The 19,105-nt window shown below is 68.9% G+C and carries 15 protein-coding genes; 5 read left to right on the top strand and 10 right to left on the bottom strand.

All coding sequences use genetic code 11. The annotated features are described in order from the left end of the window. Positions 1–9 precede the first annotated feature (9 nt). A complete protein-coding gene (gene bioB / locus WS49_RS01840; RefSeq protein WP_059523944.1) occupies positions 10–1,029 on the top strand; it encodes a biotin synthase BioB in 1,020 nt (339 codons plus the stop codon). 96 nt (positions 1,030–1,125) lie between these two features. On the opposite strand, the gene WS49_RS01835 is transcribed toward bioB, so the two are convergent. After that, positions 1,126–1,851, bottom strand: a complete 726-nt coding sequence (locus WS49_RS01835; RefSeq protein WP_059523942.1) for a copper homeostasis protein CutC — start codon at positions 1,849–1,851, stop codon at positions 1,126–1,128. Between the two features lie 76 nt (positions 1,852–1,927). Beyond that, positions 1,928–3,214, bottom strand: a complete 1,287-nt coding sequence (locus tag WS49_RS01830) for a sensor domain-containing phosphodiesterase (RefSeq protein ID WP_059523940.1) — start codon at positions 3,212–3,214, stop codon at positions 1,928–1,930. Between the two features lie 291 nt (positions 3,215–3,505). Here WS49_RS01830 and WS49_RS01825 point away from each other — a divergent pair, with 291 nt between their 5' ends. Next, positions 3,506–5,173, top strand: coding sequence for a Na+/H+ antiporter (locus WS49_RS01825; protein WP_059523937.1), 1,668 nt, complete (start codon positions 3,506–3,508; stop codon positions 5,171–5,173). A 90-nt stretch (positions 5,174–5,263) separates the two neighbouring features. On the opposite strand, the gene WS49_RS01820 is transcribed toward WS49_RS01825, so the two are convergent. From WS49_RS01820 to WS49_RS01815, 3 genes are all read right to left on the bottom strand, one after another. After that, the gene (locus WS49_RS01820; RefSeq protein ID WP_059523935.1) at positions 5,264–8,836 is read right to left on the bottom strand and encodes an indolepyruvate ferredoxin oxidoreductase family protein; all 3,573 of its coding nucleotides are present in this window, start codon (positions 8,834–8,836) and stop codon (positions 5,264–5,266) included. Positions 8,837–9,639: 803 nt separating this feature from the next. Then, positions 9,640–10,353 carry a hypothetical protein gene (locus tag WS49_RS34675; protein ID WP_156441314.1) on the bottom strand — a complete coding sequence of 238 codons (714 nt, stop codon included), beginning with the start codon at positions 10,351–10,353 and terminating at the stop codon, positions 9,640–9,642. Positions 10,354–10,823: 470 nt separating this feature from the next. After that, a complete protein-coding gene (locus WS49_RS01815) occupies positions 10,824–11,381 on the bottom strand; it encodes a sugar O-acetyltransferase (RefSeq protein ID WP_059523933.1) in 558 nt (185 codons plus the stop codon). A 382-nt stretch (positions 11,382–11,763) separates the two neighbouring features. Between WS49_RS01815 and WS49_RS01810 the strand changes: the two genes are divergently transcribed. Further along, the gene (locus WS49_RS01810; RefSeq protein ID WP_059523931.1) at positions 11,764–12,378 is read left to right on the top strand and encodes a glutathione S-transferase family protein; all 615 of its coding nucleotides are present in this window, start codon (positions 11,764–11,766) and stop codon (positions 12,376–12,378) included. Positions 12,379–12,452: 74 nt separating this feature from the next. Here WS49_RS01810 and WS49_RS01805 read toward each other — a convergent pair whose 3' ends face one another. After that, positions 12,453–13,421: an ion channel gene (locus WS49_RS01805; RefSeq protein ID WP_059523929.1), complete on the bottom strand. Its 969-nt coding sequence runs from the start codon at positions 13,419–13,421 to the stop codon at positions 12,453–12,455. 156 nt (positions 13,422–13,577) lie between these two features. Next, the gene (locus WS49_RS01800) at positions 13,578–14,597 is read right to left on the bottom strand and encodes a sulfate ABC transporter substrate-binding protein (RefSeq protein ID WP_059523927.1); all 1,020 of its coding nucleotides are present in this window, start codon (positions 14,595–14,597) and stop codon (positions 13,578–13,580) included. Between the two features lie 452 nt (positions 14,598–15,049). Between WS49_RS01800 and dapA the strand changes: the two genes are divergently transcribed. After that, a complete protein-coding gene (dapA, locus tag WS49_RS01795) occupies positions 15,050–15,943 on the top strand; it encodes a 4-hydroxy-tetrahydrodipicolinate synthase (protein ID WP_059523925.1) in 894 nt (297 codons plus the stop codon). Between the two features lie 53 nt (positions 15,944–15,996). On the opposite strand, the gene WS49_RS01790 is transcribed toward dapA, so the two are convergent. From WS49_RS01790 to WS49_RS01780, 3 genes are all read right to left on the bottom strand, one after another. Beyond that, positions 15,997–16,377 (bottom strand): type II toxin-antitoxin system VapC family toxin, encoded by a 381-nt coding sequence (locus tag WS49_RS01790; protein ID WP_059523923.1) that lies wholly within the window; start codon positions 16,375–16,377, stop codon positions 15,997–15,999. After that, entirely contained in the window at positions 16,377–16,586 is a 210-nt protein-coding gene (locus WS49_RS01785; RefSeq protein WP_059523921.1) for a hypothetical protein, read from the bottom strand. Before WS49_RS01785 ends, WS49_RS01790 begins: the two co-directional genes overlap by 1 nt. Positions 16,587–16,690: 104 nt before the next feature. After that, a complete protein-coding gene (locus tag WS49_RS01780) occupies positions 16,691–17,737 on the bottom strand; it encodes a LysR substrate-binding domain-containing protein (protein ID WP_059524032.1) in 1,047 nt (348 codons plus the stop codon). A 108-nt stretch (positions 17,738–17,845) separates the two neighbouring features. Here WS49_RS01780 and WS49_RS01775 point away from each other — a divergent pair, with 108 nt between their 5' ends. After that, positions 17,846–19,102 (top strand): MFS transporter, encoded by a 1,257-nt coding sequence (locus tag WS49_RS01775; protein ID WP_059523920.1) that lies wholly within the window; start codon positions 17,846–17,848, stop codon positions 19,100–19,102. Positions 19,103–19,105: the final 3 nt, after the last annotated feature.

Below are 19,105 nucleotides of genomic sequence, written 5' to 3'. Positions count from 1 at the left end.
AAAACCACCATGACCCAAGCCCAGACCGCCGCCGTGCAACCCGACGCGATCCCCGTGGCCGCTCCGGCGCCGCAGCGCTGGCGCGTCGCCGACGTCGTCGCGCTGTTCGAGCTGCCGTTCAACGACCTGATGTTCCGCGCGCAGCAGGTGCATCGCGAGCACTTCGACGCGAACGCGGTGCAGCTGTCGACGCTGCTGTCGATCAAGACGGGCGGCTGCGAGGAAGATTGCGGCTACTGCTCGCAATCGTCGCATCACGAAACGGGCCTGAAGGCCGAGAAGCTGATGGACGTCGACACGGTGCTCGACGCCGCGCGCGCGGCGAAGGCGAACGGCGCGAGCCGCTTCTGCATGGGCGCCGCCTGGCGCAACCCGAAGGAGCGCCACATGCCGGCGCTGACCGAGATGGTGCGCGGCGTGAAGGAACTGGGCCTCGAGACCTGCATGACGCTCGGCATGCTGGAAAACGAGCAGGCGCAGCAGCTCGCCGACGCGGGCCTCGACTACTACAACCACAACCTCGACACGTCGCCGGAGTTCTACGGCCAGGTGATCTCGACGCGCACGTACCAGGATCGTCTCGACACGCTCGACCGCGTGCGCGATGCCGGCATCAACGTGTGTTGCGGCGGCATCATCGGGATGGGCGAATCGCGCCGCGAACGCGCGGGCCTGATTTCGCAGCTCGCGAACCTGAATCCGTATCCGGAGTCGGTGCCGATCAACAACCTCGTCGCGATCGAAGGCACGCCGCTCGAAGGCACCGCACCGCTCGACCCGTTCGAGTTCGTGCGCACGATCGCGGTGGCGCGCATCACGATGCCCAAGGCCGTCGTGCGCCTGTCGGCCGGCCGCGAGCAGCTCGACGACGCGATGCAGGCGATGTGCTTCCTCGCGGGCGCGAACTCGATGTTCTACGGCGACCAGCTGCTGACCACGAGCAACCCGCAGACGCAGCGCGACCGCGCGCTGTTCGAGCGCCTCGGCATCCGCGCGAGCCAGGCCGACGCGCTGGCGGAGAACGCGTAAGCGACTGCAGCGCGTTTGGCTTGCAGACGAAAAAGCCGGGGCATGCCCCGGCTTTTTTTCGCCCGCTCGTCGGCGCGCGGCTTTCAGCGCCGCCCGTCACACATGCGCCGCCGCACCGTCGAGCGCCGCGCGCACGCGCTCGACGCGCTGTTCGTCGACGGGCGCCAGCACTTCGCCGCGCGGCCGCACGCCCGAGCCGAAATGCACCGCGCGCACGCCGGTGGCGCGAACGAAATCACCGACCGCGTCGATCGTGAGCCCCGAGCCGGCCAGCACCGTGCAGGTCGAGCCCGCCGCCTGCCGGACCAGCCGCGTGATCGTCGCGACCGCGTCGAGCACCGACGGATGGCCGCCCGAAGTCAGCACCGACGTGACGGCCGGCACGCGCAGCAGCGCGTCGAACGCGGCGTTGAGGTCGCGCGATACGTCGAATGCGCGATGGAACGTCAGGTCGCGTCCGTCCGCTGCCGCCGCGACGCGCGCGAGCGCATCGAGATCGACGTCGCCGCGCGCATCGAGCGCACCGAACACGACGCCGTTCGCACCGGCCGCAACGGCCGCGCGCACGTCGCGCTCGATCACGCGCAGGTCGTCGGCATCGTAGACGAACGAGCGGCTGTGCGGCCGCACGATCACGTTCACCGGAATCGCCACGGCGGCCACGACGGCCTCGATCAGGCCGACGCTCGGCGTCAGCCCGCCTTCGCTGATCGCGGTCACGAGTTCGAGGCGGTCGGCGCCCGCGCGGGCGGCGGCCTTCGCGTCGCCGACGGTGGTGGCGATCACTTCGAGGAGGACGGAGGAAGCGGCGGTTCGGTTCATCGGCGGCTCGCGAATCGTCAGGACAATTCGCGCATCCTAGCCGAGCGGCGTGAACGGCGCCAGCGCGACGCCGTCGCTATGCGCCGTCCGCTTCGTCGTCGAACCAGTCGATATCGCCGCACAGCACGTGCTGCGCATCGCCGATGCGCACGGCCACCGACAGCGTCACGCAGGGCTGCGCCTCGTTGATCGACAAGTACGGGCGCGTCACCTGCACGCGTCCGGGCTCGGCGATCGCCGTGCGGAAATACGGCCGGCGCAACCAGTTCGCCCCCTGCGCATCGGACAGCGGCGAGAAACGCGCCTCGGCGAGCGCGCGGTCCGCGCGCAGCACGACGTTGCGGCCCGCCTGGCGGCCCCGCGCATCGAGCAGGAAGCAGCGCGCGGCGGCGTCGAGCGCGAGGAAGTTCCAGCACACCTCGTCGAGCGGCTCGCCGGCCGCCACCCGCTCGGCCGCACGCTCGAACGCGCGCAGGTACGGCGCGAGCCGCTGCGCGTCGCGCCGCTCGCGCGCTTCGGATTGTTGCCGAAAACGCTCGGTCAGCTCGCCGATGCAGCCGGTCGCCGTCGCGCTGTCGGGCAGCCCGGGCGCCGGACGGCCGAAGTAATAGCCCTGCACGAAATCGGCCTCGCACGACAGCGCGATCTGCGCGTCGTGCTCGGTCTCGATCCCCTCGACGAGCACGAGCTTGCCGGCCTCGTGCAGCAGCGTGACGAGCCCGTGCAGGATCGCGGTGAGCCCCGTGCGGTGCGCCGCGTGCGACAGCATGATCCGGTCGAGTTTCACGATGTCCGGGTTCAGCTGCCAGATCCGCTCGAGGTTCGAGTGGCCGGCGCCGAAATCGTCGAGCGCGATCAGGAAACCCTGCGCGCGGAATTCGCGCACGGCTTCGGCGAGCCGCTCGATGTCCTCCGCGCGCTGCTCGAGCACTTCGAGCACGACGCGGCGCGGCGGCATGCCGATCCGCTTCAGGTTCGCGAGCAGCGCGGCGGCCTGGAACGGGTCGGTGAGCACGCCCGGATGCACGTTGAGGAACAGCCACTCGCGCTCGGCGCCGAGCAGCGCGAAGTTCTCGAGATGCAGCGCCTGCGCGAGCCGGTCGAGCTGCAGCAGTTCGCCCTGGCGCGCGGCCTCGCCGAACACGTCGAGCGGCGACACCGCCCGGTCGAGCGCGTCATGGGCCCGCAATAGCGCCTCGTAGCCCACCGCACGCTGGTGCGACAGGCTGAAGATCGGCTGGAACACGGTCGTGAGCGTCAGGTCGCGATGCTGCGTCGCGAGGCGTTCGAGGCCGGAGCTCATCTCCCGCTCGAAACGATACGGCGAAGCGGTGGCCGGACGCTCCTGTTGCACGATCGTCATGGCGCCCTCCTGGCGATGCAGCCGAACGCAGCGAGTGCTTGAAACGGCGCGCGCAATGTCATGGTGGAATCCTCGGTTGTCCGGCCGGTGCCGGACGGTAGGCAAGCATCAAGCAAGGTCCGTGCAAGGGCCGAACACGCGCGCCACGCCTGCGTGCGGCGCCGCCGCACCAGCGTGGCGCAGGCCGGATGCACCGTTCGCGTGCATGCGCACCGGCGCACTCGAACGCACCCGTCGCGTCGCCACGCTAAACTCCGTACGGTCGTTTCATTCTCCGCAATCGCCGTATCGATGGAAATCGTCTTCACAGTCCTGATCCTGCTGCTGACCGTCGCGCTGTCCGGCGCGGTCACGCGCATCCTGCCACTGCAATTGCCGTTGCCGCTGATGCAGATCGCGTTCGGCGCGATGCTCGCATGGCCGAAGCTGAACCTGCACGTCGCGTTCGATCCCGAAATCTTCATGCTGCTGTTCATTCCGCCGCTGCTGTTCGCGGACGGCTGGCGGATTCCGAAACGCGAGCTGTACCTGCAGCGCCGCGCGATCCTGATGCTCGCGTTCGGGCTCGTGTTCATGACGGTACTCGCAGTCGGCTACTTCGCGCACTGGCTGATACCCGAGTTGCCGCTGCCGATCGCGTTCGCGCTCGCGGCCGTGCTGTCGCCCACCGACGCGGTCGCGCTGTCGGGCATCGCCGGCAAGGGGCGGATTCCGCCGCAACTGATGCACATCCTCGAAGGCGAGGCGCTGATGAACGACGCGTCCGGCCTGGTCGCGCTGAAGTTCGCGGTCGCGGCCGCGCTCACCGGCGTGTTCTCGCTGCGCGATGCGTCGATCACGTTCGTGATCGTCGCCGCCGGCGGGCTCGCGACGGGCGCGATCGTGTCGTGGGTGTTCAGCGCGCTGTCGACGCGCTTCCTGAACGCCGAGCAGGAAGGCGACCCGGCCCCCGGCATCGTGATGACGCTGCTCGTGCCGTTCGCCGCCTATCTGTTCGCCGAGCACCTGGAGCTGTCGGGCGTGCTCGCGGCCGTGTCGGCCGGGATGATGATGAACTACACGAGCTTCTCCCGCAAAAGCACGGTCGCGTCGCGCGTGCGCGCCGAGAGCACGTGGGCGATGATCGAGTTCGTGTTCAACGGCATGGTGTTCATCATGCTCGGGCTGCAGCTGCCGCACATCATCGGCCGCGCGCTCGTCGATGCGCATCACACGAGCGACGCGCTCGTCGGCCGGATGATCTTCAACGTCTGCGCGATGATGCTCGCGCTGTACGCGATCCGCTTCCTGTGGGTCTGGCTGCTGCGCTGGATCGCGAGCCGCCGCGCCGCCCGCCACGGCCTCGCGGGCACGATGGCCGGCGTGCGCACGATCGCGGTGATGACGGTCGGCGGCGTGCGCGGCGCGGTCACGCTCGCGGGCGTGCTGTCGATCCCCGTCGCGCTGTCCGACGGCGCGCCGCTGCCCGGGCGCGACACCGCGATCTTCGTCGCGTCGGCGGTGATCCTCGGTTCGCTGGTCGTCGCGGTGATCGGCCTGCCGTTGCTGCTGCGCGGCGTGCGCTCGACGCGCAATCCGCTCGCCGACGAGGAGCGCACCGCGCGCGCGGCCGCCGCGCAGGCCGCGATCCGCGCGATCGACTCGTCGCACGACGCGATCTCGGCCGATCTCGACGAATCGGGCGCCGCGCGCTGCGCGGACATCTCCGCGCGCGTGATGGACCAGTATCGCCGCCGCCTGGCCGCGCTCGCCGAGGACGGCCCGACGCCGCGCGCGGAAGCCAAGCAGACCGAAACGATGGAGCTGCAGATGCGGATCGCGGCGGTGCGCGCGGAACGTTCGGTGTTGTACCGGCTGCGCAGCGAAAGCAGGATTTCCGACGAGACGCTGACGAAGCTGATCCGCGAGATCGATCTGTCGGAAACGGCGCTGTCGACGCGCAAGAAAGGGATCATCTGAGCGGCCGCGCCGCGGCGCGATTGCACGGCTTGCCGATAAAAAAACGGCGACGCGCAGGCGTCGCCGTTTTCACATCCGCACGTGTTCGCGTCACTTCGCGATCACGACCGGGATTCCCTTCAGCATTCCCGCGCCCTTCATCTCGTCGAGCGCGTGCTGCACGGCCGCGCTCGTCGCCGCGTCGATGCCGAGTTGCAGCGCGAGCTCGCGCTCCGCGCGCTTCACGCCCGCGAGGTTGCGCACCTTCACGTGACCGAAGCCGCGCACGCGGGCGTGAAGATCCGCAAGCTCCGCGACCTGCGCCGCGTTGCCGGCGGTCGTCGCGGCGAGCGCGCGCGTGAGCGTCGTCTCGTAGTCGTCCGCGAGCGCGCGCTCCATCCTGCGCTCGGCGGTGCGGCCGAACGGATCGAGCCACGTGCCGCGCAGGCCGCGCACGCGCGCGAGCGTGCCGAGCACCGGCCACATCCACTGGCCGAACACGCGCTTCTTCGGCGCGCTGCCGTCGCGCCCGGCCTTCGCGACCGTCGGCGGCGCCAGGTTGAACTTCACGCGATAGTCCTGCCCCGGCACGCCTTCGAACTGCGCTTCGAGCGCCGTGCGGAACGCGCCGTCCGCATACAGCCGCGCGACTTCGTATTCGTCCTTCACCGCGAGCAGCCGGTAGAACGTCGTCGCGACGGCACGCGTCAGCGCATCGTCGCCCTTCGCGCGCGCCGCGCTCACCAGCGCGCGGTAGCGCTCGACGTATCGCGCGCCGCCGTATGCGTCGAGGCGCGCTTCGCGATCGGCGATCAGTTCGGCGAGCGTCTCGGGCGCGACCGCCGCGGCCACCGCGTGACGCGCGTTCCACAACGCATCGAGGCCCGCCGCGTCGCCGGCCGCCATCCGGCCGATCGCGAACGCGAGCTTGTTCATCGGCACCGCGACGTTGTTCAGCTCGATCGCGCGCATCATCGCGGCGAGCGACACCGGCACGAGGCCGAGCTGCCATGCGTAGCCGAGCATCAGGATGTTCGCGCCGATCGAATCGCCGAGGAATTTCGCGGCGAGCGCCTGCGCGTCGCAGCTCGACAGGTAGCCTTCACCGGCCGCATGGTGCATTTTTTCGAGCAACGCATCCGCGTGCAGGTTCGCGTCCGGGTTCTGCACGAACGACGCGTTCGGAATCCGGTGCGTGTTGACGACGATCCGCGTGCGCTCGTGGCGCACCGTCTGCAGCGCCTCGGCGCTCGCGCCGACGACCATGTCGCACGCGAGCAGCACGTCGGCCTGCTGCGTGTCGATGCGCACCTGGTTCAGCCACCGGTCGCTCGACGCGATCCGCACGAACGACAGCACCGAGCCGCCCTTCTGCGCGAAGCCCATGAAGTCGAGCACCGACGCGCTCTTGCCTTCGAGGTGCGCGGCCATGCTGATCAGCGCGCCAACCGTCACGACGCCCGTGCCGCCCACGCCTGTGACGAGCATGTCGTACGGCGCCGCGCCGAGATGCGTCGCGGGCACGGGCAGCGCGTCGACGCGCACGGCGAGCGCCGCCTCGTCGAACGCCGCGCCCGCGGCCTTCTTCAGCGCCGCGCCTTCGACCGTCACGAAGCTCGGGCAAAAGCCGTTCACGCACGAGTAGTCCTTGTTGCACGACGACTGGTCGATGCGGCGCTTGCGGCCGAGCGGCGTCTCGAGCGGCTCGACGGACAGGCAGTTCGACTGCACGCCGCAGTCGCCGCAGCCTTCGCACACCGCGTCGTTGATGAACAGGCGCTTGTCCGGGTCGGGGAACTCGCCCTTCTTGCGGCGGCGGCGCTTCTCGGCCGCGCAGGTCTGGTCGTAGATCAGCACGGTGACGCCCGGCGTCTCGCGCAGCTCGCGCTGCACCGCGTCGAGCTCGCTGCGGTGATGGAACGTCGTGCCCTTCGGGAACAGGCCGTGATGGCCGTCGTACTTCTCCGGTTCGTCGGACACCACGACGAAGCGCGACACGCCTTCCGCCTCGACCTGCCGCGCGATCTGCGGCACCGAGATGCTGCCGTCGACCGGCTGGCCGCCCGTCATCGCGACCGCATCGTTGTAGAGGATCTTGTACGTGATGTTCGCTTTCGCAGCGACCGCCTGGCGGATCGCGAGAATGCCCGAATGGAAGTAGGTGCCGTCGCCGAGGTTCTGGAACACGTGCTTCGTGTTGGTGAACATCGCGTGCGCGGCCCAGTCGACGCCCTCGCCGCCCATCTGGATCAGGCCCGTCGTGTCGCGCTCCATCCACGACGCCATGAAGTGGCAGCCGATGCCGGCCTGCGCGATCGAGCCTTCCGGCACCTTCGTCGACGTGTTGTGCGGGCAGCCCGAGCAGAAGTACGGCGTGCGCTTCACCGCGTCCGCCTCGTTCGACAGGATCTGCGGCGCGACGAGATCGACGACGCGCTCGCGGCGATCGAGCGCCGGCTTGTGGCGCGCGAGCCACGTGGCGAACACCGGCAGAATGCGCGACGGGCGCAGTTCGCCGAGCTCGGACAGCAGGCACGCGCCTTCGGCATCGTGCTTGCCGAGCACGCGCGGGCGCGCACCGTCCGCGCGGTTGTACAGGTAGTCCTTGATCTGCTGCTCGATCACCGGGCCCTTCTCTTCGATGACGAGCACTTCCGACAGGCCGTCGACGAAGGTTTCGATCCGCGTCATCTCGAGCGGATACGACAGGCCGACCTTGTAGATCCGCACGCCGGCTGCTTCCAGGTCGGCGACGGTGAGGTCGAGCCGGCGCAGCGCTTCCATCAGGTCGAGGTGCGCCTTGCCGCACGTGACGATGCCGACGTTCGCGTGCGCGCTCGGCGCGATCCACTTGTCGATGCTGTTGGTGCGCGCGAAATGGCGCACCGCGGCGAGCTTCGCCGCGAGACGCGCCTCGATCGTCAGGCTCGGCAGGTCGGGCCAGCGGTTGTGCAGGCCGCCCGCCGGCGGCGTGAAGCCCGCCGGCGCAGGCCATTGCGTCTGCAGCGCGTCGAGATCGACGGTCGAGCCCGACTCGACGGTCTCCGAGATCGCCTTGAAGCCGACCCACGCGCCCGAGAAGCGCGACAGCGCCCAGCCGTACAGGCCGAACTCGAGCATGTCGGCGATGTTCGACGGGTTCACGACCGGCATGTGCCACGCGATCATCGCGAAGTCGCTCTGGTGCGGCATCGACGACGACACGCAGCCGTGGTCGTCGCCCGCCACCACCAGCACGCCGCCGTGCGGCGACGAGCCATATGCGTTGCCGTGCTTCAGTGCGTCGCCGGCGCGGTCGACGCCGGGGCCCTTGCCGTACCACATCGCATACACGCCATCGACGGTGCGCTCCGGGTCGGCCTCGACGCGCTGCGTGCCGAGCACGGCCGTGCCGCCGAGTTCCTCGTTGATCGCGGGCAGGAAGCGCACGCCGCCGCCGTCGAGCAGTTTCTTCGCCTTCCACAGCTGCTGGTCGACCATCCCGAGCGGCGAGCCGCGGTAGCCGCTGACGAAGCCGGCCGTGTTCAGGCCCTGCGCGGTGTCGGACGCGCGCTGCATGAGCAACAGGCGCACCAGCGCCTGCGTGCCGGTCAGGAAGATCCGGCCGCGCGTGGCGGTCAGGTTGTCGGTCAGGCGGTAGTCGGACAGAGCGGGCGTGCCGTCGACAGGCAGTCGGGCGGTCATGGGGATGTCTCCTGATTGTGTGTTCTATGCCGTGCACCGGGGCGTCGGGCGACGCCGGCCGGGGAGCAACTGGATGGCTCTATTTTTTCGCGGGAAGGCGAGAAATTTTTTTCTCATCTTGCTCGGGCGACGCCGGAGTGAGAAAAACTGCGCAGGTTTTGGCCGGGAATTGAGTGAGTTTTCGCGCGGGGTGGCGGACGGCTTCCGGAAGCGCATCGGCGTGGACGAAGCGGTTGCGTCGAAAACGCGGGGACATGCGGGAGGCGGCCCGCGGGCCCGGCGATGGGCGCTCGCGGGCCGCGCGGCAGGGGTTCGCGCGGCGGAACGGGCGCGTCCTCACCCGTCGGATGCACAGCGTTCGGATTGGTCGCGGATGCGGGATGTCCACAATGCCGGGGACCGCGGGCTGCGGGCGAAGCGGGTGGGCGTGCTCACCGGTCGATTGCACAGGGTTTCGAGTCGCGTCGGAGGCCGGATGTCCACACCTCGATCGCTCCGCGGTTCGAGCGGATGCCGACGCTCACCGTTGAAATTCACAGCGCGACGAGTCGATGTCGGCGGGAGATATCCACACCGCCGGATTCCCGCCCGGCCACTGCGACGTTCGCTCTCACCTGTCGGATGCACAGATTTGCGAGTCGATTCGGCGGTGCGATATCCACACCGCTGTCCGCACTCGCGTTGCTCGGGAACGGCGGTCCGGTCGTCACGGCAATGCAGGCATGGGTGCGGCGGGCTCGCGTCGGGTGCCGGCTTCTGCGCGGATGGGCGTCCCTGCGCGAGCACTGGCGCGGCTTTGGCGTTCACCGGAACATGCCGTCGCGCAACTGAACGCGGCGCAGATCCGCGTGTGGATATCGTCGCCGCCAGACACTAAAAACCCTGTGAATTTCGATGGTGAGCGCCGGCACGCGACCGAACGAATATGCCGATTCAGGTGTGGACAGCCCAACTCGCGACGAATCGAAACGCTGTGAAATTCGACGGTGAGCGACGGCCCTCGATCGAAAAAGCGCGCCGATCCCGGTGTGAACAGCGCGATCCACGACCACTCGAAACGCTGTGAATTCCGATGGTGAGCGATGCATGGCGATCGAGCGAGGACGCCGCCCCGGGTGTGGATGGCCCGACCCACGACCACTCGAAACGCTGTGTATTTCAATGGTGAGCGTCGGCACGGTGTCGCACGCAGTCGCCGATTCGGGCGTGAACAGCGGTGCCCGCAACCCCGCCGAGGCCCGTCGGTCGGGGCTCGCACCGACATGGCCGAGCCGTACGCGCCCGCGCTCACCGCTGAAATACACAGCACGTCGACTGGTTTCGGCGACCGGATATCCACATCGCGGCACATACTCGAATGAAACGCGCGATCGCGAGTGCGGGTAGAATGCGCGACCCTCGAAGCCGCGATCGACGATCACGAACAAGCGCGCAAGCCGACACCCGGTTCGACCGGGCGCGACGCTCACCATTGAAATACACAGCGCTTCGAGTGGATCGTGCGGCAGGATATCCACACCGCGATACGCGTGCGGAGCTATCGCCGATCCGCACGCGCCGTTAGAATGCGCGGCGTTCCGGATTTCGCGCGACGCCCGGAAGTCCACACCCGGCAAGCCTCACGCGCAATCGGTCGACGGCACTCACCGTTCGAGGGCACAGCTTTTTTCGTCGTCGGGAGCCCGGTTGTCCACACCCTGCCCCGCGCATCCGGTCGCACGACGTCGCACTCACCGGTGGAATGCACAGCATGCCGAGTGGTTTCGAGGCCGGGATATCCACAACCGGCCCGGCGCGAACTTTTTCCGCCGGCGCATTCACAACGCGTCGGCTCCTGCCCCTGCCAGCGATCGGCGTCACATGCCGGAAAGCCCTGCAAATTCGACCTCCGGGTGCACGCTCACCGGTCGAATCCACAGCATTTCGAGTGAACGGCGCGGCCGGTTGTCCACATTCGCTGCGCAGCGGGCCGCACCCGCAAGCGCCGTCATTCGGCAATCGAACGGATGATCCGCGCCGGGTTTCCGCCGACCAGCGTATTCGGCGGAACGTCGCGTGTCACGACGGAACCCGCGCCGACGACCGCGTTCTCGCCAACCGTCACGCCGCCGATGATCGTCGCGCCCGCGCCGATCCATACGTTGCGGCCGATCGCGATCGGCCGGGCGACGACGGCGTCGCGTCGGCGGGACGGCTCGACCGGATGACCCGACGTGATGAGACTGACGTTCGGGCCGATCATCACGTCGTCGCCGATGTCGAGGCCACCGAGGTCGTAGAACGTGCAGTTCTGGTTGACGAACACGTTGCGGCCGATCCGCGTATCGGCACCACCCGTCGCATAGAACGGCGGGATCAGCAGGAAGCCGTCGTCCAACGGCTTGCCGATCAGTTCTCCGAACAATGCCCGGACTTCGTCCGCATCGTCGAAGGTCAGACGGTTGAGCCGCGCGGTGATCGCCATCGTCCGCTTGAGCTCCGCGCGCATCGCGGCCGATTCCGGCGTGCGTCGCGGAATGATCGTGGTGCGATCGTCGTTCGCCATTCGTTGCTGTTCTCCGTGCGCGATCGCACCGGCACGCTGCGCATCACGCAGCACCTGACTCGCCGAATGCGATCGCCTGGCCTGAATTCAATCCCTCGGTCGCCCCGCGCGGGGTGACCCGGTTTTCGTGTTTCGCGCGCGGTCGACGAACCTCGTCCGGGCTCGCGCGCCCCGTCACTGATGCTGCCGCATCGGCCGGGCGCCCACACATCAATTCATAACTAGTTAATCAATAACTAGTTATTTCATGAACTTCGGCAGCACCGGGCTTTGCGGGAAATTCGTTACCCGCTTCCGCCTTTCGCCCCTGTCCGAACCTCTCCCGCTCGGGTACGCTTGAGCATCCACCGACCCGACACGCACACCGAGACGCGGAGGCGCGATGAAGCTCTACTACTGGCCGAAGACCCGGGCATTCCGGGCGCTGTGGATGCTGGAGGAAATCGGCGCCGTCTACGAGCTCGTGCCGATCGACCTGCATTCGCACGAACAGGGCAGCGACGCGTTCGTCCAGGTCAATCCGATGGCCAAGCTGCCCGCGCTCGACGACGGCGGCGAACCATTCGCCGAATCCGGCGCCGTGCTGCTCTATCTCGCCGATCGCTGCCCGGACGCCGGGCTCGGCATCGCGCCGGACGATCCGCTGCGCGGTCGCTTCCTGCAATGGATGTTCTTCACACCCACCTGCCTCGAACCCGCCATGGCCGAGAAATTCACCGGTGCGTCGGGCAATCCCGTCGCCTTCGGCTGGGGCAACATCACGCGCGTGCAGCGTGCGCTCGCGCAAACGCTCGCCCACAGCCGCTGGCTCGTCGGCGATCATTTCACCGCGGCCGACCTGCTGCTCGCCAGCACGCTGAAGATCGCGTTCGACGCGCACCTGCTGCCGCACGAAGGCGTGCTCGGCGACTATGTCGCGCGCGCCGAGGATCGCGACGGCCATCGCCGCGCGGTCGCGGTCGAACAGCGGGAAGCGGCGCGTCTGCTGCATGCGTGACGCATGAACGGCACGGCATTCGATCGCGGCTGCCGCGACCGAATGCCGGCGCCGGTTCGCGCCGCTCGCCAGTGTCATGCAGCCGGCCCGGGCGCCTGCGTCGCCGCATCGGCCCCGACCACCACGCCCGGCGAGCCGCGCTCGTCCGTATCGGCGTCGACCGGCACGATTTCGTGAAAATGCGTGTAGTCGATGTGCGTGATGCCGCCTTCGTCGTGCATCAGGTCGACATAACGGTGACGCCAGCGGATTTCCGCATGCGCCCATGAGTAGCGCGCCTGCATGACTTGCGCGGTCGTCTCGTCGGAACCCTCGATGGTGATCAGCAGCGACGCGTCGTGCGCGGCGAGCGACTCGGCGGTTTCACCGAACAGCGGGCTCGTTTCGTCGATCACGTGCATCAGGTTCCAGCCGAGCAGGAAGATCGGATGCTCGCTGCGCACGAGCGGCAGGTCGTGGATCTTGCGCAGCGTATAGCCCTCGTGCGTGCCTTCCAGACGCATCAGCCGCAGTTTTGCCTGCGCTTCGGCGATCACGTTCTGGCGCGCATTCGCGGCCCGCACCATCAGCGTCATCTGCCCGTTCAGCGGGCGCACGATCGCGTAACGCGCGAACAGGATCTTCGCCTGCGGCCGCGAGAAGCGCGCGAACACGAGGCCGGTCGCCAGCGCGATGCCCGACATCCCGATGAAGATCTCGAAGGTCGAGACGAGGTGCGCGTAGACGGTCTGCGGATGCATGTCGCCGTAGCCGACCGTCGCGAGCGTCTCGACGCTGAAGAAGAACGCGCCGACGAACCCGGGCGGCGACTGGTTCGCGATCGGCGCGTGGCCGAGCAGGTAAAGCGTCGCGAAGCCGCCGTTGAGCAGCAGGAACAGCACCGCGAGCGACAGGAAGAATACGGGCCAGCTCACCGTCAGCGCGCGGTGATAGAGGTCGCGCCAGCCGAGCGGCGGCATCCCGTATGCAACCACGGGGCGGGTGCCCGACCAGATCTTGCGGCCGCGGCCGCGGGAAGCTGGGGTGGACGGATCGTCGTTCATCGCGCGAGGCCTGAAGCAGGAAGGCGATGAGCGTAGCACGCGAAGGCGGCGGCCGGGGATGCGGCGCAGGCTTTTCGCCTGAGGCGCAAAAAGCCGGCCGCATGGGCGGCCGGTTTCGTGGTCGTCCCGCCGGCACGCGCGCGGCGCGCGGCGTGCTTACTTGCGGTCGACGATCACGCGGTCGAACGTGCCGCCGTCGGCGAAGTGGGTCTTCTGCGCGTTCGCCCAGCTGCCGAAAACCTGCTCGACGCTGAACGTCTTCAGCGGCTTGAACTCGGCCGCATGCTTCTTCAGCACGTTCGCGTCGCGCGGACGCAGATGGTGCCGCGCGATGATCTCCTGCGCCTGCGGCGTGTACAGGTAGTCGAGATACGCCTGCGCGACCTTGCGCGTGCCCTTCTTGTCGACGACCTTGTCGACGACGGCGACGGGCGGCTCCGCGAGAATGCTCGCCGACGGGTACACGGCGTCGAATTCCGCCCCCGACGCGCCCGTGTCCATCAGCGCGACCTCGTTCTCGAACGTGACGAGCACGTCGCCGATGCCGCGTTGCGTGAAGGTCGTCGTCGCGCCGCGGCCGCCCGAGTCCAGCACCGGGACGTTGCGGAACACCGCCTTCTCGAAGTCGAGCGCCTGCTGGTCGGTCGCGCCCTTCTGCTTCTGGTAGCCCCACGCGGCGAGATACGCGTAGCGGCCGTTACCCGACGTCTTCGGGTTCGCGATGATCACCTGCACGCCCGGCTTCGCGAGATCGCTCCAGTCATTGATCGCCTTCGGATTGCCCTTGCGCACGAGGAACACCATCGTCGTCGAGTACGGCGAGCTGCCGTCGGGGAAGCGCGCGCGCCAGTCCTTCGGCAGCAGCTGGCCGCGCTCGGCGAGCAGGTCGATGTCGTTCGGCTGGTTCATCGTCACGACGTCGGCCTGCAGCCCCTGCAGCACCGACAGCGCCTGCGCGCTCGACGCGCCGTGCGACTGCTTGATCGTCACGGTTTCGCCTGTCTGCTGCTTGTACGCGGCGGCGAAGCTCGTGTTGATGTCCTTGTACAGCTCGCGCGTCACGTCGTACGACACGTTCAGGATCGACGTGTCCGCGTGCGCGGCCGTTGCCGCCACGACCAGCGCCGCCGCGGCGCCCGTATGCAGCCAGCGGCCGATCCCGTTGATGCTTGCCATCGTGATATGCCCCGTTTCCAGTGGTGGTGAATGTGCGTGACGGCACGCGTACGCGCTGTCATCGAAACGTAAGCGGGCATTCTAGCGGCCGGGCGCCGCGCGCTTTCCAATCTGTCGTGCAAAGCAAATCTCGAATTCTGCTAAACGGCGCGCGTCGCTCGCGTACGCGCCGGATCCGATGTTAAGATCGCCGCTCAGCCCATTTCACGGTTCATCCATGTCCGCTGCCCTGCGCTCGCCCTCGATCCTTGCCGCCATCGCGGCCGGTGCGCGCGCGGCCGGGCTGAAACTGAAAAAACGACTCCTCGACTGACGGGGACGTCGCGTCCCGTCAGGCGAATGCCGGACGGGATGCACGCAGGCCGTTTCATTCTCCTTGCTCGCATGCCTCGCTCCGGCACACCGCCGGCGGAACGGTTCCTTCCCACTCCGTTTCCACCTTGAGGCTTTTCATGCACACACGTTTCGAAGGTATCTGGCTGCCGATCATCACGCCGTTCCACGACGGCGAGGTCGACCACGGTGCGCTCGCACGGCTCGCGCGTCACTATGCGGCGGCGGGCATCGCGGGTTTCGTCGCGGGCGCGACGACCGGTGAAGGCGTGCTGCTCGACGCGCGCGAACAGGACGCCGTGTTCGCGACGCTGCGCGATGCCGTGCCCGGCCTGCCGATCGTCGTCGGGCTCACCGCGAGCGCGACGCACTTCGCGGCCGCCCGCGCACGCGAACTCGCCGCGCTGCGACCCGACGGGCTGCTCGTCACGCCGCCCGTCTACGTTCGGCCGACGCAGGACGGAATCCGCCGCCACGTCGAAACGATCGTCGATGCGGCCGACCTGCCGGTCCTCGTCTACAACATCCCGTACCGCACCGGCGTGAACGTCGAACTGGAAACGCTGCAGGCGCTCGCGCGCGATCCGCGCGTCGCCGGCATCAAGGAGTGCGGCGGGACGCTCGACCGGATGAGCCGGCTCGTGCACGACACGCCGCTCGCGATCCTCTCCGGCGACGACAACCAGAACTTCGCCGCGCTATGTGCCGGCGCGCACGGCGCGATCGCCAGCAGTGCGCACGTGCTGCCCGAATGGCATGTGCGCATTCACGCGCTGCTGCGCGACGGCCGCCTCGCCGACGCGCGACGGCTGTCGGTCGCGCTGCAGCCGCTCGTCGCGGCCCTGTTCGCGGAGCCGAATCCGGCGCCGGTGAAGGCGGTATTGGCTGCGCAGGGGTGGTGCGAGGACGGGCTGAGGTTGCCGTTCGTGCCGGCGAGCGAGGGGTTGCGGGAGAGGCTGGCAGCAACGCTTGCTGCACTCGACGAGATCGAGCCGGACATTGCCGTGGCATAGGCAGCGACGCGCTGCGCGGCTCGGCAACCAACGAGTTCTGCACCCGAATTGTTTCAAACAGTCAGAACCACCGACAGGCCGTAGCGTGCAAGCTGGGCGTCGGCCGTCACGAGTTTCAGCGGTTCATGCCGCGCCTGCGCGACGAGCAAGCGATCGAACGGGTCGCGATGATGGTGCGGCAAATCACGCACTGCGGCCCCGTGCACGGCACGAACCGGCAGTTCGCGCACCCCGCTCGTGCCGATCGAGCCGATCAATCGCCCCACGTCGATGTCGAGCTTCCCGAGGCCCGCCTTGATGGCGGCCTCCCAGATGCTCGCACTGCTGACGAAGCGCTCGTCGGCTGCGGAAATCAGTTTGCGCGCCCGCGTGCTCAGCTTCGGGTCATTGGTCACGATCCATAGAAAGATGTGCGTATCGAGCAACAAGCGCATCAGCGTCCCTCGAATGCGTCCAGCAGATAATCCGGCAGCGGTGCATCGAAGTCGTTCGCGATCCAGGCCTGACCTTGCAGGACGCCGAATCGCACCGGCAGCTTCGCCGATTCGACGGGATCGACGGGAATTCCGTCAGCCGGGCTCGATACGTCGCCCAGTTGGGACGAGGCGATCGAAAATCCATTAGGCAGCTTCGCGTTTTGCATGATGACCTCCGGTACAGGTGTCCATCACTGTAGTCGGGTTCACCCGATCGTTCCATTCGGCCGATCAGCAGAGGGACGCCGACGCGCTGCCACGAAAGGTTTCGTCACGCCGCCAGCGCCACCCCCTCCCCCGCCGTCGCGTCCCGCACCGCCTGCGTGACGATCCGCGCGAGCCGCTCGACGGTCGGCGTCGCCGACGACGTACGCCGCAGCAGCATCAACGGCAGGCTCGGCAGCGCCGGCAGCCCGGACGCCGCCGCGTCGAGCACGCGCACCGACGCGGGCAGCCCGTAGTGCGAGCGCACCGTCAACCCGAGGCCGGCCGCCGCCGCGGCCCACAGCCCGGCCAGGCTCGGCGTCGTGAACGCAACGCGCCACGGCACGTCCGCGCGATCGAGCGCATCGGTCGCCGCGCCGAAGAAGCGGCACGGCCGGTCGAACACCACGAGCGGCAGCGGCTCGCCCGACGCGCGCATCGCACGAAGACGCGCGCCGTCGTCGTCGGCCGCGTCCGCCGGCCCGTCGCCGTCCGGCATCCCGAAGCCGCTCGCGCCGACCGCCGCGATCCACTGCATCGGCACCTGCGCGATCGCGTCGCTGTCGATGCCCGCGCGCGACACCAGCGTCGCCGACGCCGGGTCGCCCCACACGAGCGCGAGATCGAGCTGGTTCGCGTCCAGCCGCTCGAGCAACTCGGCGTTGCGCGCGACGCGCGCCTCGATCCTCACCTTCGGATGCGCCCGCGCGAAACGCCCGAGCACGTCGGGCAGGATCGCTTCGCCGAAGTCCTCCTGCAGGCCGACCCGCACCCAGCCGTCGAGATTCACGCCGCGCACCGCCGCGGCCGCTTCGTCGTTCAGCTCGATCATCCGCCGCGCATAGCGCAGCATCGCGTCGCCGGCGTCGGTCAGCGCGAGCCTGCGTCCGGCCTTCACGAACAACGGCGTGCCGGCCTGTTCCTCGAGCTTGCGGATCTGCGCGCTCACCGCCGACGACGAACGCGCGACGCGATCGGCGGCCTTCGCGAAGCTGCCGAGATCCACGCCCGCCACCAGGCTGCGCAACGCCGCGACGTCGAAGTTCGGCCGGCCCAGCGTGGCGTCGGATGCCGCGAGCGCCGCCGCGCCGTGGGCATTGTCTTGTCCGGACATTTCAATCATCCCGTTTTATCGAACTATTCATCAAAAACTTTCCGATTTTCAGGATGAATGTAGGTCGCCACACTGGCGATGTCAATTTCCCGAACGGGCCCTGTCGCCATGGATACCTCCTGCCTCGCTTCCCCGTCCTCGCCCGCGCACGCCGCGCGCGGCCCGGCCCATCGCTGGCGCGTGCTCGCGGCCGGCGTCGCCGCGAACATGAGCTTTTCCGCAGCCGCGGCCGGCATTCCGACCACCGCCGTGTGGATGCGCTCGGCCTATCACCTCGACAACGGCGCGCTCGGCCTCGTGCTCGGCGCGCTCGGCTTCGGCGTCGCGCTGTCGGAGTTGCCGTGGGGCATCGCCGCCGACCGCTTCGGCGATCGCCGCGTGCTCCTCACGGGCCTCGTCGCGACGGCCGCGATGCTTGCGCTGATGGTGGCCACGATCGTCCCGACCGCGCACGCGGTGCCGCCGCTCATGCGGGTCGTCGCGGCGATGTGCTGCGTCGGCCTGCTCGGCGGCAGCGTGAACGGATCGAGCGGACGCGCGGTGATGCGCTGGTTCGGCGAGCGCGAACGCGGCCTCGCGATGAGCATCCGCCAGACGGCCGTGCCGCTCGGCGGCGGCGTCGGCGCGGCGCTGCTGCCGTCGCTCGCGTCGCATGCGGGCTTCGCCGCGGTGTACGGCGCGTTGATGCTGCTGTGCGCCGGATCGGCCGCGCTGACGTGGCGCTGGCTGCACGAACCGCCCGAGGCGCCGGCCGGCGCGCACCGCCCCGTCGCGCAGCAACCGCCGGCCGCGCCCGCGCGCAGCCCGCTTGCGAGCGGCCGCGTGTGGCGCATCGTGCTCGGCATCGGCGCGCTGTGTGCGCCGCAGTTCGCGGTGCTCACGTTCGCGACCGTGTTCCTGCACGATTTCGGCCGGCTCGGACTGGCCGGCATCAGCGCGGCGATGGTCGCGCTGCAGCTCGGCGCGATGGTGATGCGCGTGTGGAGCGGCCGCCATACCGACCGGCACGGCAACCGACGGGCGTACCTGCGCGGGTCGGTGTGCGTCGCGGCCGGTTCGTTCGCGCTGCTCGCGGCCGCCACCGCCGGCAGCCCGCACGTGCCGCTCGCCGCGATCGTGGCGATCCTCGTGTTCGCCGGCATCTGCGTGTCGGCGTGGCACGGCGTCGCGTACACCGAACTCGCGACGCTCGCGGGCGCGAACCACGCCGGCACCGCGCTCGGGATGGCGAACACGATCGTCTATCTCGGGCTGTTCGCGACGCCGCTCGCGATTCCGCCGCTGCTCGCCGTCAGCTCGTGGAGCGTGGTCTGGCTCGCGGCCGCGCTGATCGCGGCTGCGACCTGGCCGCTGTTCGCGCGGTAACGA

Origin of the sequence: Burkholderia sp. RF7-non_BP4 (genome assembly GCF_001521935.1) — a bacterium.
GTDB classification, from domain to species: domain Bacteria; phylum Pseudomonadota; class Gammaproteobacteria; order Burkholderiales; family Burkholderiaceae; genus Burkholderia; species Burkholderia diffusa.
This window is presented reverse-complemented; position numbering and strand designations above follow the sequence as displayed.